This is a genomic window from Pseudomonas wenzhouensis (assembly GCF_021029445.1).
GTDB lineage: Bacteria > Pseudomonadota > Gammaproteobacteria > Pseudomonadales > Pseudomonadaceae > Aquipseudomonas > Aquipseudomonas wenzhouensis.
Genome location: NZ_CP072610.1, coordinates 2,023,220 through 2,038,728 on the forward strand (window position 1 = coordinate 2,023,220; position 15,509 = coordinate 2,038,728).

The window sequence follows — 15,509 nt, forward strand, 5'->3', positions numbered from 1 at the left end:
GTGCGCCGTGCGCACCGGTGATGTGCCTTGATCCGTCTTAGCTGTGGTTATTGGTGTGCGCGGCGTACCCTACGGCTCTGCACCGTTTTCAGCGTTGTTCCATCCTGCCTGTCCCGGTGCCAGGCCGCAGCTGTTCAGTAACGTCTGCCAGGCCTTGACGTGACGCGCCGTGGCGGCGCGGAACTCCTGCCATAACGACTCCTGCTCGCCGGCCAGCCGCTGCAAGTGCTCGCGTGTGGCTGGAGGGATGCCGTCGATGCGCTGCAACTGCAGCAGCGCCGCCTGCCACTGCTGGCCACGCTGGTCGACCTGCGCTAGGTAGGGCTGCAGACCGCCCGCGTAGAACTTGACGAAGATATTCTGCAGGATGCGCCCGCGGGGCGTCGCCTGACCCAGTGGGCACAGCGGGCGATTCTGCAGGCGTTGTTCCAGCAGTTCGCTGCCGGCATTGAGCGTATGGCGCAGGCTGGCCAGGCTGGTGATCAGCTGGCCGCCCTGTTCGCTGGCGTAGAGGGCGAAGAACAGCGGCTCCAGCTCGCTGGCGCTCGGCGGCAGTTGCTCCGGCAGGCTAGCACCGATGCTCGCCAGCCGCTGCAGGGCATTGAGGGCGGCGCTGTCTTCCTGGGTATCCACCGGCAGGGCCTGGTCGGCGAAGCGCAGGTAGTGCTCGAACTCCTGGCTGCCATTCAGGGCGTTCCAGAACACCGCTTGCAGTTGCTGGCGCTTGTCGCTGGCCAGGCGCTGTAGCGTGGCCTTGAGGCTGGAGTCGTCCTGCAGATGCGGCAGGCAGGCATCCAGGGCGCGTAGCAGCTCGCCTTCGTAACCCAGGCGTTGACTGGGCATCAATTGCTTGCCCAGGCTGCTGTTGCGCTGGCTGATCAGTTGCTGCAAGTGTGGGCAGCGCCGCGCATCGATCACCAGATCGAGCAGGCTGATGCGCAGCTCGGGAATCTCGCTGATTCGTTCACGCCTGGGCGGCAGGCGATACTGGCTGGCACTGCGGCTGTCGAAAGCAGGGGTGTCGGCTGCATCGAGCGAGCGTTGCAGGCGTTCGAGGTAGTCGCTCTGCAGGGCCAGGCCGTCATTGGCTGGGCCACAACCGGCAAGCAGAGTAAGGCAGAGGAGTAGGGCAGGTCGGATCATTTGCTCAGTCTAGAGCTGATTGCCTGCCTATCCAATCACTCAGGCGGCCTGGCGAATGCGTTTGCGCGCGCTGCGTGCCAGGCGCACGGTGAGCATCGCGGCAGCGCAGGTCAGGCCAACCACCAGGCCCTGCCACAGGCCGCTGGGGCCGCTCGGTTCACCGAACAGGTCGGACAGCCCCAGCGCATACCCCACCGGCAGGCCGATACCCCAGTAGGCGAACAGGGTCAGCAGCATGGTGATGCGGGTGTCCTGATAGCCGCGCAGCGCACCGGCAGCGGTCACCTGAATGGCATCGGAGAACTGGAACAGCGCCGAATAGACGATCAGCGTGGCCGCGACTGCGATCACGGTTTTGTCCGGGGTGTAGATGTGTGCGATCTGTTCGCGCAGCAGGAACATCAGGCTGGCCGATATGCAGGCATAGCCCAGCGCCGCGGCCATGCTCACACCGGCGGCGAAGCGCGCCTCACGCGGCTCGCCACGGCCCAGTGCCTGGCCGACGCGTACCGTGGCGGCCATGCCCAGCGAGTAGGGAATCATGAACACCATGGAGCTGAAATTGAGCGCGATCTGGTGCCCGGCGACCACGGTAGCACCGAGGCCGCCAATGAGCAGGGCAATGACCGCGAAGATACTCGACTCGGCGAACACCGCCACGCCAATCGGTACGCCAATGCTCAACAGGCGCTTGATCACCGTCCACTGCGGCCAGTCGAAGCCGGTGAACAATGCGCTGGCGCGGTAGTAGGGCGCCCACTTCACCCAGACCAGCATGCCGATCAGCATGAAGCCCATCACCAGTGCGGTCGCCCAGCCACAGCCGACGCCGCCCATGGCCGGCAGGCCGAACTTGCCGTAGATGAAGATGTAGTTGGCGGGAATGTTCAGCAGCAGGCCGAGAATGCCCAGCACCATGCTCGGGCGGGTGTGGCCGAGGCCATCGCTGAAGCAGCGCAGCACGTGATAGAGCGCCACAGCCGGGAAACCCAGGGCCACAGCGCGCAGATAGCCCATCGCCGGAGTGATCAGCGCCGGGTCGACATTCGTGATGCGCAGGATGAATTCGGCGTTCCACAGCAGGGCGGCGGCACCGCCACCGACTGCCAGCGCCAGCCAAAGCGCCTGACGCACCAGTGGGCCGATGGCAGCTTCCTCGCCGGCGCCGAAGCGCTGCGCCACTTTGGGGGTGGTGGCCAGCAGGATGCCGGTCATCAGCAGGAATACCGGCACCCAGATCGAGTTGCCCAGCGCAACGGCGGCCAGATCCTGCGGGCTGACGCGCCCGGCCATCAGCGTGTCGACGAAGCCCATGGCGGTGTGCGCCAACTGAGCGATGATGATGGGGGTGGCCAGGATGAGCAGGCTGCGCAGTTCCGTGCGCACGCGGCCAAGGCGGGTGTCGGTGGACATGTCGACTCTTAGGGATAGCAGGAAACCGCGTAGCCTACGCTTTGACGCAGCGGTCAGGAAAGAACGATCTGCCCCTCTGTCTGGCGGCCTGTGGGCGACGCTGAGGTGTCAGCTGACTTAGAATGGCGACCTGCCTGATGGAGCCCAACATGCACATAGTCGCCGACGAAAACATTCCCCTGCTCGATGAGTTCTTCGCCGCGTTCGGCAGCATCCGTCGCCTGCCGGGGCGCAGCATCAGTGCGGCCGATGTGCGTGATGCCGACCTGTTGCTGGTGCGTTCGGTAACCCCGGTCAATCGCGCCTTGCTCGCAGGCAGTCGGGTGCGTTTCGTCGGCACCTGCACCATTGGCACTGACCATCTGGATCTCGATTATTTCGCCGAAGCCGGCATCGCCTGGAGCAGCGCACCGGGCTGCAACGCCCGTGGCGTGGTGGATTACGTGCTGGGCAGCGTGCTGACCCTGGCCGAGCGTGAGGGCGTTGACCCGGCTGCGCGCGTGTACGGTGTGGTGGGCGCGGGGCAGGTGGGTGGGCGCCTGGTCAAGCTGCTGCGTGGTCTCGGCTGGCAGGTGCACGTCTGTGATCCGCCGCGCCAGGCCGCCGAGGGCGGCGACTTCGTCAGCCTGGAGCAGATCATCGCCGAATGCGATGTGATCAGCCTGCACACGCCGCTGGACGCATCGACCCGTCACCTGTTCGACGCGACTCGCCTGGCGGCATTGAAACCGGGCACCTGGCTGATCAACGCCAGCCGTGGTGCAGTAGTGGATAACGCCGCGCTGCGAAGCCTGTTGCCACAACGACCGGATTTACAGGCCGTGCTGGACGTCTGGGAGGGTGAACCGCAGGCCGATGTCGAGCTGGCTGCCCTGTGCCAACTGGCAACGCCACATATCGCCGGCTACAGCCTGGACGGCAAGCTGCGCGGCACGGCGCAGATCTATCAGGCCTGCTGTCGGGCGTTGGGTGTGGCCGAGCAGGTGCATCTGGCCGATCTGTTGCCTGCGCCCTGGTTGAGCGAGCTGAGCATCGATGGCAGCGCGGCCCCTGCCTGGGCGCTGGCCAGCATCTGCCGCGCGGTGTACGACCCGCGCCGCGACGATGCGGATTTTCGCCGCAGCCTGGGCGGCGATGCCGATGCGCGTCGCGCTGCGTTCGATCGCCTGCGCAAGCATTACCCGATGCGCCGCGAAATCGATGGCTTACGCGTACGTGTGCAGGGTGATGCGCCGCAGTTGGCAGCACTAGTACGAGCGTTGGGCGCCACCGTTTCGTAGGGTGAGTTAGCCGCCTGTCAGGTCTATCAATCAGTTTGCTAAGGCCGGTGCGGCGCGACCCACCATCGGCGCAACGCGATCCATCGCCCGGTGGGCTACGTGGGGCGGCCATCCGCGCGCGTTGAGCTCATCTGCGTCTGGAAACTCGGCACTCGGCGCTGCTAACCCACGAAATAGCGTGTATTCGCATACCTTATTTTGCATTAATTAAATTGTATGCAATTTAATTGCTCGCTATCTTGTTCGTCACTTTCAGCCCATTCAGGACGATCCCCCCATGAGCAATGCACTGTTCGATATCCCGGTTACCACCATCAAGGGCGAGCAGAAAACCCTGGCCGACTTCGGCGGCAAGGCCGTACTGGTGGTCAATACCGCCAGCAAATGTGGCTTCACCCCGCAGTACAAGGGCCTGGAGAATGTCTGGCAGCAATACAAGGACAAGGGGCTGGTCGTGCTCGGCTTCCCCTGCAATCAGTTCGGCAAGCAGGAGCCGGGTGATGAAGGCGCGATTTCCGAGTTTTGCGAGCTGAACTTCGGCGTCAGCTTCCCGCTGTTCAAGAAGGTCGATGTCAATGGTGCAGACGCTCATCCGCTGTTCGTGCAGCTGAAAAAGCGCGCGCCAGGCCTGCTGGGCAGCCAGGGCATCAAATGGAACTTCACCAAGTTTCTGATTGGCGAAAACGGCCAGGTGGTCAAGCGTTTCGCCCCGACCACCAAGCCGGAAGAATTGAGCAGTGAGATCGAAGCCCTGCTGAAATGAGTGCGTTCGATACCGCCGGGCTGCAGTTGGATAACCAGCTGTGCTTCAAGCTCTACGCCGCCTCGCGCGCGGTGATCCGTGCCTACAAGCCGATGCTCGATGCCCTCGGTCTGACCTACCCGCAGTATCTGGTGATGCTGGTGCTGTGGGAGTGGCAGGAGCAGGCGCCCGGGCAGCCGACGCTCAAGGCACTGGGGCAACGCCTGCAACTGGACTCGGGCACCCTGACGCCGCTGCTCAAGCGCCTGGAACAGCTGGGCCTGGTGCAGCGGCGCCGCGCGCAGGCTGACGAGCGTGAGGTTCACCTGGCGTTGAGCGATGCCGGCAGAGTGCTGCAGGCGCAAGTGTTGCCGCTCAAGGTGCAGTTGCTGTGTCAGTTCGCGGATCAGGATCTGCTGGAAATGGAGGGGCTGCGGCGTAGTCTGGATCGCTTGCTGACGCGGCTCAGCGAGTAACTTCGCCAGGCAGCCAGGTGTCGAGCATGGCTGCCAGTTCTTCACGGCGGAAGGGTTTGGCCAGGTAGTCGTTCATGCCGGCGGCGCGGCAGCGTTCACGTTCATCGGACAGCGCATTAGCGGTCAGGGCGATGATGGGCAGCTGTAGCCAGCGACCGTTGTTGCGAATGCGGCGGCTGGCTTCATAGCCGTCCATCACCGGCATGTTGCAGTCCATCAGGATCAGGTCGATGGGTTCCTGCTCCAGCATCTCCAGGGCTTCAGCGCCATGGGCTGCGACCTGAACCTGATAGCCGAGCTTGACCAGCATGCCCTTGGCGACCATCTGGTTGACCGGGTTGTCTTCGACCAGCAGCACGCGTGCAGTGCCCTCCCGTTCAGGCTGTGTCTGGGTACTGCCCTGCAGGGCGCTGTCGTCGCTGTAGAGCGTATGCCGCAATACCTGAAGCAAGCCGTTGCGTGCCAGTGGGCGGGCGATTTGCAGCAGCGGCATGAGGCGCTGCGCCTGTTCGAGCGGCAGGAAGTTGCCATAGGCAGTGACCAGCAGCACGGCTGTGCCTATCGCCGGACGCATACCCGGCAGGCATTCCGGGCAATCGCTGATCAGCAGGTCGGCTTGCACACCGAGCAGACTGGCATCGGTATCCAGGCGCTGATAGCTCAGTCCCCAGGTTGGCAGCCATTGGCTGAGCATCTGTTGCAAACCGCTGCTGGCCGGGGTCAGTGCGACGATGCGACCCTCCAGTACCGGCTGTGTACTGGCAGGCGTATGGGCGGGTAACGGCAGCTCGGCGCAAAACTCGCTGCCAAAGCCTTCTTTCGATTGCAGGTTCAGCTTGCCGTGCATGGCCTCGCACAGGCGCCTTGTCAGGGCCAGGCCAAGGCCGGTGCCGCCATATTCACGGGTGATGCCGATTTCGGCTTGGGCAAAGGGCTGAAAAATGCGTGCCTGGGCATCTTCGGCGATACCGATGCCGGTATCGCGCACACGGATGCAGATACCATCCGTGTTGCGCTCGACGATGAGGTCGACGCGACCGAAACGGGTGAATTTGAGCGCATTGGACAGCAGGTTGCTGACGATCTGGCGTACCCGCGTCGGATCGCCCAGCACCTGTGCCGGCAGTGCCGGGTCGATCAGGCAGGTCAGCTCCACTGCGCTGGCGGTGTTCTGCGACAGCAGGCTGGCGGTTTCCTCGGCCAGGGCGCCGAGGTCGAAGGGAATCGTCTCCAGCTCTAGCTGGCCGGCTTCGAATTTGGACAGGTCGAGAATGTCGTTGAGCAGTTCCACCAGCACCTTGCCGGAGTCATGGGCGATGCCCAGTTGCTGGCGTTGTTCAGTGCTTAGCGGGCCGTCCAGAGCCAGTGCCAGCATGCCGAGCAGACCATTGAGCGGCGTGCGGATTTCATGGCTCATGTTGGCGAGGAAGGCCGAGCGTGCCTGCGCCATGTTCAGGGCCATGCTGCGTGCCGTCTCCAGCTCGCTGTTGGACTGGCTGAGGCGGGCATTGGTGGCCTTGAGTTCGGCGGTGCGCGCCGAGACGATGTTTTCCAGCTCACTCAGGTACTGAGTAAGGCGATCCTCGGCATTGCGCCTGTGCGCGATCTCCTGGGCGATGCTCGACAGTTGGCGGTTGGTGACCTCTACCAGCGTACCGATCTCGTCACGCTTGTGGCCCTTGGGGCAGGGCACCGGGCGATGGTGCGGGTCTTGCGGGTTGCGCTCGCTGAGGGCGCGAATCACGCCGGTCAGCGGTTTGGTCAGCATGAAATAGAACAGCACCAGCAGAATCAGCGACAGCAGCAGGCTGCGGGCAAAACCGGTGAGCAGGGTCAGCAGCGAGCGTTTCAGGAAGTGGCTGCCGAAGGCGTAGGTGTCGATCTCCAGGCGCAGGAGGCCGAGCGCTTCGTCAGGTGCATGGGAGACGAACAGCGGATCGTCGAAGGCGCGCTCGGCACCGAACAGGCTGTCGCTGAGGAAGCGGTAGCGGCTCTCGCTGCGTGGACGGCTGACGCTGGCCAGCACCAGGCCGCTGCTGTCGATCAGTTCGGCGCGGGTTACGGCTGGCGAGCGCAGCAGGCCGAGGACCAACTCCTGCGCCAGTTCGGCGTCGATGTTGTAGGCAATGCGCGCAGCGGGGTTGTGGCTGATTTCCAGCAGCGCACGAATCTCGCGGTTGATGGAGGCCTCTTCACTGGCATAATCGACGGCCACCTGGGTGACGCTCAGCAGCGTGCCAAGGATAAATGCCACCAGCACGGTCAGACCGGCCTGTTTGAATGACAGGCGTTGGGTGAGCGAAATATCCATGTATGCGCGCGTGGTCTCTGATCCTTGGCTCGTGCCAAGCATAGCTGATCGCGACCCTTCACTGGCAGATGCTGCACGATACGGCCGTGCATAACAGGAGAACTAGAGAGTGGATTCGCGATTGCTGGACTTTCTGGCCCGTGCCGAACAGGTGCTGGCGCGTCTCGAGCCCATGCTGCCCGCGCAGCGTCCCCAGCTGGACTGGAACACCTGCATGGCCGCACGCTGGGTGCGTGATGGTCGCAGTGGTTATCTGCGGCCTTTGCAGGTCAGCCTCGATCTGTCGCTGAGTGACTTGCTGGGGGTGGATGCTCAGCGCGAGCAACTGGCACGTAACACGCGGCAGTTCGTGATGGGGTTGCCGGCCAATCATGCCTTGCTCTGGGGCGCGCGCGGTACCGGCAAATCCTCGCTGGTGCGTGCCTTGCTGGCCGAGCATGCCAGGGCCGGTCTGCGCCTGATCGAGATCGAGCGCGATCATCTGGCTGACCTGCCGCGTGTGGTGGAGCTGCTGGCCGGTTTGCCACAGCGTTTCGTGCTGTTTTGCGATGACCTGTCGTTCGAAGCGGGCGAGGGCGATTACCGGGTGCTCAAGAGTGTGCTCGATGGCTCGCTGGAGCAGGCGACGGATAATGTGCTGCTTTACGCCACCTCAAACCGCCGCCATCTGGTGCCTGAGCAACAGAGTGATAACGAGAACTGGACGAGGGTCGACGGCGAACTGCACCCCAACGAGGCTGTTGAGGACAAGATCGCACTGTCCGACCGTTTTGGCCTGTGGCTGTCGTTCTATCCCTTCAGTCAGGAGCACTTCCTGATCGTCGTGCGCCACTGGGTCGGCGTACAGGCGCGCCAGGTCGGACTGGACTGGAGCTGGGACGAGGCCCTGGAAAAGGCCGCCATCCGCTGGGCGCTGGGTCGTGGTAACCGCAACGGCCGCTGCGCCTATCAATTTGCCCGCCATTGGGTCGGGCTGCAACTGCTGGAGCAACAGATATGATTGACCTTTCCCAGGCCGGGGCTGACCTCGACGGCTATCCCCTGTTGAGCGCGCAACTGCAGGCGCTGCTTAGCGGTGAGCGTGACTTCATCGCCAATGCCGCGCAGTTTTCTGCCTTCCTGTTTCACGAGTTGCCTGACCTGAACTGGGCTGGCTTCTACTTGGTCAAGGACGGTGAGCTGGTACTCGGCCCGTTCCAGGGCAAGGTGGCCTGCGTGCGCATTCCCTTTGGGCGTGGTGTCTGCGGTGCTGCCGCGGCGAGCTTGCAGACGCAACGTGTCGAAGACGTGCATGCCTTCGCCGGGCACATCGCCTGCGACAGCGCCTCGAATAGCGAGCTGGTGGTGCCTCTGCTGAAGGAGGGACGCCTGATCGGCGTACTGGATCTGGACAGCCCGTCGCTGGGGCGCTTCAGCGAGGTGGATCAGGCGGGTATCGAAGGCTTGGCAGCGATCTTTCTGGCCGCCAGCGATTGCTGAGTAGGCCTTGGCTGCCGTTCTGGGTGGTTTCGAGCCGATCCCATAGGGTGCGCCATGTGTTCAGCCAGGCTGGACAAAGGGTGCACCTTGGGCAGCCGGTGTATTCAGCGCCTGGCGCTGAGCTTCTCCAGCGTGCGCAGCTCGCCCGGTAGCAGTTGCTGCACGGACATACGGCTCTTGATGCGCTGATAGTGCGCCGCCAGCTTTGGCCATCGGCTGGCATCCAGCGTTTCACCACTGTGCTCCATGTTGATCAGCTGACAAGCCAGCGCCAGATCCGCCATCGACAGTTGCTCGCCCAGGAAGAAGGGTGCATCACCCAGGGTACTTTGCAAATAATCGAAATGGCTGGGTAGGGCTTGCTGGAGCGTCTCCTGCACTTTCTGTTCGTCGCATGGCTGGCCCATGCTGGCTTTCAGGACTCGATTGCGAAATACGCTGAAGGTGCACAGTGGCGCCAGCTCGTAATCCGCATACTTTTCCAGCCAGCGCACTCTGGCGCGTTGCTCGGCACTTTCGCCATAGAGTGAGGGGCGTTCTGGATAGCGTTCCTCCAGGTACTGGCAGATCACACTGGAGTCGGCCAGTTTGACGTCGCCGTCGCTAAAGGCGGGAATCCGGCCCAGAGGATTGAGTTCGCGATACCAGTCAGGCTGGCCGAAGGGCATGATCACTTCGAGTTCGTAATCCAGACCTTTTTCGATCAGGCACAAACGGAGTTTACGGACGAAGGGGGAAAGGGGCGCCCCGTATACGGTCATGCTCATTGCCGCTCCTAATATTCGGTCAAGGTATCGGGCCGAGCGCTGGCGAAGGCTGCTCTGCCATCACTCAGTCATAGATGTTCTTCTTCTTCCAGCCGTTTTCTTCCAGGTCTTTCAGACCTTCGGTCAACTGGCTGGGTTCGGCTGCTGCGGGGGCATTCTTGTCGAGAACCATGGCGTTGGCGCGTGCCAGTTGTTCCTCGAGACGCTTGAGTTGCGCCTGATAGGCTGCCGGTTCGGGTTGCTTACGCAAATATTGCACGCCCCGCTCGAACGCCAGGCGAGCCTGCCCCGGCTGATTCTGTTGCAGCGCCGCCTGACCCAGGGTGGTGAACAGGTCGATGTGCACCTGCACCAGCATATGACGAACCTGCTTGAGCCAATGTTTGCCCACAGTGGCAGTGAGCAGGCCGCCCTGTACCGAACCAGTGATCAATGCATGGAAGTTTTCCAGGAGGAAACGTATTTCCTTGGCCTTGGCTTCGTTATTGATGGCCTGGGGCGGATTTTGCACGGTAATGGACTCACCCTTGGCGATCTCAGTCTTCAGGGTGGCGATATCGCTCTGCAGCGTGGCGTTCTGTTTATCCAGGGGTAGCAGGCGTTCGCTGACCTGCAGCTGTAGTTGGCTCAGCAGCAACTTCAGCTGAGGCGACATCAACTGGCCTGGCATGCGCTCGGAAATATCCTGACAGCGCCGAATGCGGTCGAGCAGATCAGCGCGTTGGCGCGCCTTTTCCAGCTTGCTGCTCTCGACGGCATGGTTGACGTAGGCAATCACCATCAACAAGGCGATGCCTCCGACGATCAACATGGTTATCACGAGTGCGGACACAGCTTGGGAACCTCTCGAGAATCTGGCTTTTCGACCGAGTGTAGTGGCTTGGCTGCATGACTCCTAGCAGGCCGTTGAAAAAAGCCAGAGCCCGCGTGGCTCTGGCAAAATGGCGGCCATCCTCTTCTGCCGAAGCCAGCCCAAGCCGATGCGTGGACTCGACCTCAAACAAAACGAGCTGTTCAGTTATACGACGCTGGAGCAGCGCATCCCGAACGATCACCCGCTGCGTCCCCTGCGAGGCCTGGTCGATACCGTTCTGGCTTCGATGGATCGGGACTTCGACGGGCTGTACTCCACCCTGGGACGGGCCTCGATTGCGCCGGAGCGGCTGCTGCGCGCCTCGTTGCTGCAGGTGATTTACACCATTCGCTCCGAGCGGCAGTTGGTCGAGCAGATTGATTTCAACCTGCTGTTTCGCTGGTTCGTCGGCTTGTCGATGGACGAGCGCATGTGGGATCACTCGACCTTCAGCCAGAACCGTGACCGCTTGTTCAACCAGGATGTAGCGCGGCTGTTCTTCCAGCGCATCAAGTCGCTGGCCGCATGGTCCGAGTACGCCAGCAACGAGCATTTCAGCGTCGATGGCACGCTGATCGACGCCTGGGCCTCGCACAAGTCCTTTATCAAGAAGGATGGCGGCGACCCACCGGAGGATGGCACGCGCAACCCCGATGCCGACTTCAAGGGCGAGAAGCGCAGCAACGCGACCCACCAATCGACCAGCGATCCCGAGGCCCGGCTGGCGCGCAAGAGCAATGGCGATGCCAGTCGTCTGGCGCACATGGCCCACACGATGATGGAGCACCGCAACGGTCTGATCGTGGATGTGGAATGCACCGAGTTCAATGGACGTGCCGAGGTAGAGGCGGCGCTGGAGATGCTGGAGCGCACGGCCAAGCCGGGCAGCACGGTAGGTGCAGACAAGAATTACGACCAGAAGCGTTTCGTGCAGAGGGCGCGCGAGCTGAAAGTGACACCGCATGTGGCGCAGAAGCGCAAGGGCAGCGCCATCGATGGGCGCACCACGCGGCATCCGGGGTATGCCGCCAGCCAGAAGATCCGCAAGCGGATCGAAGAAGGTTTTGGCTGGCTGAAGACGGTTGGCGGCCTGCGCAAGACCAAGCTGATCGGTCGCGCCAAGCTGAGTGCTCAGTTATTGCTGGGTTTCTCGGTCTACAACCTGATCCGACTGGGTAGCCTGTCGGGTTGGTGGCGAGGATCGCATGTATAGGGCGAGTTACGCCCAAAAAACGCCGAAAGGCGTGAGCGTGGTGCTGAAACCTGTCAAAAAGGCCTGAAGTCAGGCCTTGTGTGGACTCCGTTAGGCCAAAGCGCTTGAAAAAGCGCCAAACCGGACGGGTTGGGGCAGTTGAAGCCGAGTTTTTCAACGGCCTGCTAGTGGCATATCGATTTATGACCTGAAGTCTTTGATTTTAAAAATTTTTTAGAGAGTGGTTGACGACCTCCAAAAGCCTCCATAGAATGCGCGCCACTTCCAGCGCAAAGCCAGATGCAGAGCGAAGGAAGCCGGAAAGTTGCTTGATGTTCCGGGGTGTGTCCCCTTCGTCTAGTGGCCTAGGACACCGCCCTTTCACGGCGGTAACAGGGGTTCGAGTCCCCTAGGGGACGCCAATTCAAGTTGCACTGCGGGAATAGCTCAGTTGGTAGAGCACGACCTTGCCAAGGTCGGGGTCGCGAGTTCGAGTCTCGTTTCCCGCTCCAAAATTTCGAAATGCTGCTTTTGCAGGGTTTCAAGCGAAGTTCCAGGTCCCCTTCGTCTAGTGGCCTAGGACACCGCCCTTTCACGGCGGTAACAGGGGTTCGAGTCCCCTAGGGGACGCCAATTCAAGTTGCACTGCGGGAATAGCTCAGTTGGTAGAGCACGACCTTGCCAAGGTCGGGGTCGCGAGTTCGAGTCTCGTTTCCCGCTCCAAATAAACGAAAACGCCGCTCAATCGAGCGGCGTTTTCGTTTCTGTCGTTTGTACAGGCACAAAACGAAAGGCCCGCCGGTTTACCGTGCGGGCCTTTTGTTTATTGGCTGATCAGTGCTTGGAGCCGTCTGTGGGCAGGGCTAGCAGCTGTTTTTCCTGGTTCCAGTCGAAGGGTTCGTCGTTCTCTTCGGCTTCGAAGCGGCGTTCGTCGAGGCTTTGGTACAGGGAGATTTCCTCGTCAGGCATGAAGTGCAGGCAGTCGCCGCCGAAGAACCACAGCAGGTCGCGTGGGACCAGATGGGCGATCTGCGGATAGCGGTGGAATACCTGGCTGATCAGATCCTGGCCCAGGTACTGGCTGGACACCGGATCGCGCGGCAGTTCGGCGAGCAGTTCGTCGTAGCGCTCGAGGAACAGGGCGTGGCTGTCGTCGAGCACCTGTTCGGCTTCGCCTAGGGCGACGAGAATGCCGCGCAGGTGGTTGAGCAGGGCGAGGTGGTGGTCGAGGTGGCTGGCCATGGTGCGATTTCCTGAAGGGTAAAACGGGCGCAGGAGTATAGAGTTCCTGGCGCCCGCTGTCCCGTTCGGCTGGCCTTTGCGTGGGAGGGGGCAGCCGCGATGCCAGAAACTCGCGGCTGAAGCCTCTCCCACAAACGGTAGCGTCAGCGCACCTTGCCGCGGCCGAGCTTGAGCTCGTCCTTGGCGAAGTCGTCGACGTCGATCACCCGACGCCGCGCCGCTTCGGCTGCTTGCAGGCGCTGGCCCTGTTCGCCGTCGAGAATGCCGGCAGCAATCGCGGCCTCAATGGCGTCCTGGCCCGGCGCCGGTTGCAGGCTGCCGTCCTTGAGCGCCTGATGCAGACGCTTGCGTGCGTCTCGGCTGGCTTGCACCAGACTCAGTGCATGCTGCAGGGCGCCGACCGAATCCTGGTCGGCCTGCGGGCGATAGCAGCCTTCCAGCACCGACTCCAGCGCCGGGTCGCCGGCCTGGCGGCAGATGATCGCGGCTACCTCGGCGTCCAGCGCATCGCTCGGGCCGTGATGGCGGCGACCCAGCGGGAACACCAGCACTTTCAGCAGACAACCGAACAGGCGGTTGGGGAAGTTGCTCAGCAGGTCATCGAGTGCCTGCTCGGCGTGGTAGAGGTTTTCCTCCATGGCCCAGCGCAGCAGCGGTCTGACGGATTCCTGATAGTCCAAATCGTGGTAGCGCTTGAGTGCCGCCGAGCCCAGGTAGAGATAGCTGAGCACATCACCCAGGCGCGCAGACAGGCGTTCGCGACGCTTCAGGTCACCGCCGAGCAGCATCATGCTGCTGTCGGCGCACAGGGCGAAGGCCGCGGCCAGGCGGTTGAGCGCACGGTAGTAGGGTTGGCTGAGGTCATCACCGGGCACCAGGCCCAGGCGGCCTAGAGTCAAGCCGAGGAGGAAACTGCTGGCGGCATTGCCGACGGCGAAGCCGATATGGCTCATCAGCAGGGCGTCGAACTCGGTCAGTGCCTGGTCCTTGTCCTCGCGGTCGGCCAGGGCCATTTCCTTGAGCACGTAGGGATGGCAGCGGATGGCGCCCTGGCCGAAGATCATCAGGTTGCGCGAGAGAATGTTGGCACCCTCGACGGTGATGAAAATCGGCGCACCCTGCCAGGAGCGGGCCAGGTAGTTGTTCGGGCCCATGATGATGCCCTTGCCGCCGTGTACGTCCATGGCGTGGCCGATGCACTCGCGGCCGCGTTCGGTCAGGTGGTATTTGAGGATTGCCGACAGTACCGAGGGTTTCTCGCCCAGGTCGACGGCGTTGGCGGTGAGGATCCGCGCGCTGTCCATCAGCCAGGCGTTGCCGCCAATGCGTGCCAGGGCTTCCTGGATGCCTTCGAAGGCGGCCAGCGGTACGTTGAACTGTTCACGTAGCTGCGCGTATTGGCCGGTGACCAGGCTGGTGAACTTGGCCGCGCCGGTGCCGACTGCCGGCAGCGAGATGGAGCGGCCCACCGACAGGCAGTTCATCAGCATCATCCAGCCCTTGCCCAGGTATTCCTGGCCACCGATCAGGTAATCCAGCGGAATGAAGACGTCCTTGCCCGAGTTGGGGCCGTTCATGAAGGCGGCGCCCAGCGGCAGGTGACGGCGGCCGATGTCCACGCCGGGTGTATCGGTGGGGATCAGCGCCAGGCTGATGCCCAGGTCTTCCTGGTCGCCCAGCAGGTGATCCGGGTCGTAGGCCTTGAAGGCCAGGCCGAGCAGGGTGGCCACCGGGCCGAGGGTGATGTAGCGCTTCTCCCAGTTCAGGCGCAGGCCGATCACTTCTTCGCCGTTGTACTGGCCCTTGCAGATGATCCCGGTGTCCGGCATGGCGCCGGCGTCGGAGCCGGCCAGCGGGCCGGTAAGGGCGAAGCAGGGGATGTCATCGCCGCGTGCCAGGCGTGGCAGGTAATGGTTGCGCTGTGCTTCGGTACCGTAGTGCAGAAGCAGCTCGGCCGGGCCGAGGGAGTTGGGCACCATTACGGTGGAGGCCAGATCGCCACTGCGGGTGGCCAGCTTCATCGCCACTTGTGAGTGGGCGTAGGCGGAGAAACCCTTGCCGCCATATTCCTTGGGAATGATCAGGGCGAAGAAGCCATGCTGCTTGATGTGCGCCCAGGCCTTCTCCGGCAGGTCCATCTCCTGGCCGATCTGCCAGTCGCTGATCATCGCGCAGAGTTCTTCGGTGGGGCCGTCGATGAAGGCCTGTTCTTCCTCGGTCAGCCTGGCCTTGGGGTAGGCCAGCAGCTTGTCCCAGTCGGGCTTGCCACTGAACAGCTCACCGTCCCACCACACCGTACCGGCTTCGATGGCATCGCGTTCGGTGGCTGACATCGGCGGTAGTACGCGCTGGAACCAGGCAAACAGCGGGCGGGTGAACAGTTGCCGGCGCAGATCACCGAGCAGAATGAAGGCGGCGCCGGCGCCGGTGATGATCCACAGCAGCAGTTGCAGCCAGCCCGGTACCGGGCTGAACAATGCCATGGTCAGCAGGTAGGCTGCGCTGATGCCGAGAGCGGTGTGGGCGGCGGTGCGGCGATGGGCCAGGTAGGCGACCCCGAGCAGTAGCCCCAATAACCAGATGACGAGCATGTGCATTCCTCCATGATTCG

Annotated in this window: 13 protein-coding genes and 4 tRNA genes; 10 read left to right on the forward strand and 7 right to left on the reverse strand. The window is 62.7% G+C overall.

What is annotated here, in order from left to right:
• Positions 1–69: 69 nt before the first annotated feature.
• Positions 70–1,143 (reverse strand): DUF3080 domain-containing protein, encoded by a 1,074-nt coding sequence (locus tag J7655_RS09320; protein ID WP_230927511.1) that lies wholly within the window; start codon positions 1,141–1,143, stop codon positions 70–72.
• A 39-nt stretch (positions 1,144–1,182) separates the two neighbouring features.
• Positions 1,183–2,556, reverse strand: a complete 1,374-nt coding sequence (locus tag J7655_RS09325) for an MATE family efflux transporter (RefSeq protein ID WP_230927512.1) — start codon at positions 2,554–2,556, stop codon at positions 1,183–1,185.
• Between the two features lie 149 nt (positions 2,557–2,705).
• Here J7655_RS09325 and pdxB point away from each other — a divergent pair, with 149 nt between their 5' ends.
• The 3 genes from pdxB to J7655_RS09340 all read left to right on the forward strand — a co-directional run bounded on the left by pdxB (position 2,706) and on the right by J7655_RS09340 (position 5,054).
• A complete protein-coding gene (pdxB, locus tag J7655_RS09330; protein ID WP_230927513.1) occupies positions 2,706–3,836 on the forward strand; it encodes a 4-phosphoerythronate dehydrogenase PdxB in 1,131 nt (376 codons plus the stop codon).
• Between the two features lie 277 nt (positions 3,837–4,113).
• Entirely contained in the window at positions 4,114–4,599 is a 486-nt protein-coding gene (locus tag J7655_RS09335; RefSeq protein ID WP_230927514.1) for a glutathione peroxidase, read from the forward strand.
• Positions 4,596–5,054, forward strand: a complete 459-nt coding sequence (locus tag J7655_RS09340; RefSeq protein ID WP_230927515.1) for a MarR family winged helix-turn-helix transcriptional regulator — start codon at positions 4,596–4,598, stop codon at positions 5,052–5,054. Before J7655_RS09335 ends, J7655_RS09340 begins: the two co-directional genes overlap by 4 nt.
• On the opposite strand, the gene J7655_RS09345 is transcribed toward J7655_RS09340, so the two are convergent.
• Positions 5,044–7,365 (reverse strand): response regulator, encoded by a 2,322-nt coding sequence (locus J7655_RS09345; RefSeq protein WP_230927516.1) that lies wholly within the window; start codon positions 7,363–7,365, stop codon positions 5,044–5,046. The two genes, J7655_RS09340 and J7655_RS09345, sit on opposite strands and share 11 nt — an antisense overlap.
• A 109-nt stretch (positions 7,366–7,474) precedes the next feature.
• Here J7655_RS09345 and J7655_RS09350 point away from each other — a divergent pair, with 109 nt between their 5' ends.
• Together J7655_RS09350 and J7655_RS09355 are read left to right on the forward strand one after the other, a co-directional pair.
• The gene (locus J7655_RS09350) at positions 7,475–8,365 is read left to right on the forward strand and encodes an ATP-binding protein (protein ID WP_230927517.1); all 891 of its coding nucleotides are present in this window, start codon (positions 7,475–7,477) and stop codon (positions 8,363–8,365) included.
• Positions 8,362–8,844, forward strand: coding sequence for a GAF domain-containing protein (locus J7655_RS09355; protein WP_230927518.1), 483 nt, complete (start codon positions 8,362–8,364; stop codon positions 8,842–8,844). The genes J7655_RS09350 and J7655_RS09355 overlap by 4 nt, the downstream gene beginning before the upstream one ends.
• Positions 8,845–8,948: 104 nt before the next feature.
• On the opposite strand, the gene J7655_RS09360 is transcribed toward J7655_RS09355, so the two are convergent.
• Positions 8,949–9,611 (reverse strand): glutathione S-transferase family protein, encoded by a 663-nt coding sequence (locus tag J7655_RS09360; RefSeq protein WP_230927519.1) that lies wholly within the window; start codon positions 9,609–9,611, stop codon positions 8,949–8,951.
• A 64-nt stretch (positions 9,612–9,675) separates the two neighbouring features.
• Positions 9,676–10,422 (reverse strand): hypothetical protein, encoded by a 747-nt coding sequence (locus J7655_RS09365; RefSeq protein ID WP_230927520.1) that lies wholly within the window; start codon positions 10,420–10,422, stop codon positions 9,676–9,678.
• Between the two features lie 169 nt (positions 10,423–10,591).
• Between J7655_RS09365 and J7655_RS09370 the strand changes: the two genes are divergently transcribed.
• From J7655_RS09370 to J7655_RS09390, 5 genes are all read left to right on the forward strand, one after another.
• On the forward strand, positions 10,592–11,677 hold the full coding sequence (locus J7655_RS09370; protein ID WP_011913346.1) for an IS5-like element ISPst12 family transposase: 1,086 nt from the start codon (positions 10,592–10,594) through the stop codon (positions 11,675–11,677).
• A gap of 325 nt (positions 11,678–12,002) precedes the next feature.
• Positions 12,003–12,078, forward strand: a tRNA-Glu gene (locus tag J7655_RS09375).
• Positions 12,079–12,092: 14 nt separating this feature from the next.
• A tRNA-Gly gene (locus J7655_RS09380) sits at positions 12,093–12,168 on the forward strand.
• Positions 12,169–12,213: 45 nt separating this feature from the next.
• Positions 12,214–12,289, forward strand: a tRNA-Glu gene (locus J7655_RS09385).
• A 14-nt stretch (positions 12,290–12,303) separates the two neighbouring features.
• A tRNA-Gly gene (locus tag J7655_RS09390) sits at positions 12,304–12,379 on the forward strand.
• Between the two features lie 111 nt (positions 12,380–12,490).
• On the opposite strand, the gene J7655_RS09395 is transcribed toward J7655_RS09390, so the two are convergent.
• Positions 12,491–12,898, reverse strand: a complete 408-nt coding sequence (locus J7655_RS09395; RefSeq protein WP_230927521.1) for a PA2817 family protein — start codon at positions 12,896–12,898, stop codon at positions 12,491–12,493.
• Positions 12,899–13,041: 143 nt separating this feature from the next.
• Complete coding sequence (locus J7655_RS09400) at positions 13,042–15,489, reverse strand: acyl-CoA dehydrogenase (RefSeq protein ID WP_230927522.1); 2,448 nt, start codon at positions 15,487–15,489, stop codon at positions 13,042–13,044.
• Positions 15,490–15,509: the final 20 nt, after the last annotated feature.

Bases quoted from the DNA above. Each gene is read 5' to 3' on its own strand.
- J7655_RS09345 (WP_230927516.1), bottom strand. From the start codon at position 7,365: ATGGATATTTCGCTCACCCAACGCCTGTCATTCAAACAGGCCGGTCTG.
- J7655_RS09400 (WP_230927522.1), bottom strand. From the start codon at position 15,489: ATGCTCGTCATCTGGTTATTGGGGCTACTGCTCGGGGTCGCCTACCTG.
- J7655_RS09320 (WP_230927511.1), bottom strand. From the start codon at position 1,143: ATGATCCGACCTGCCCTACTCCTCTGCCTTACTCTGCTTGCCGGTTGT.
- J7655_RS09370 (WP_011913346.1), top strand. From the start codon at position 10,592: ATGCGTGGACTCGACCTCAAACAAAACGAGCTGTTCAGTTATACGACG.
- J7655_RS09360 (WP_230927519.1), bottom strand. From the start codon at position 9,611: ATGAGCATGACCGTATACGGGGCGCCCCTTTCCCCCTTCGTCCGTAAA.
- J7655_RS09395 (WP_230927521.1), bottom strand. From the start codon at position 12,898: ATGGCCAGCCACCTCGACCACCACCTCGCCCTGCTCAACCACCTGCGC.
- J7655_RS09340 (WP_230927515.1), top strand. From the start codon at position 4,596: ATGAGTGCGTTCGATACCGCCGGGCTGCAGTTGGATAACCAGCTGTGC.
- J7655_RS09355 (WP_230927518.1), top strand. From the start codon at position 8,362: ATGATTGACCTTTCCCAGGCCGGGGCTGACCTCGACGGCTATCCCCTG.
- J7655_RS09325 (WP_230927512.1), bottom strand. From the start codon at position 2,556: ATGTCCACCGACACCCGCCTTGGCCGCGTGCGCACGGAACTGCGCAGC.
- pdxB (WP_230927513.1), top strand. From the start codon at position 2,706: ATGCACATAGTCGCCGACGAAAACATTCCCCTGCTCGATGAGTTCTTC.
- J7655_RS09365 (WP_230927520.1), bottom strand. From the start codon at position 10,422: ATGTTGATCGTCGGAGGCATCGCCTTGTTGATGGTGATTGCCTACGTC.
- J7655_RS09335 (WP_230927514.1), top strand. From the start codon at position 4,114: ATGAGCAATGCACTGTTCGATATCCCGGTTACCACCATCAAGGGCGAG.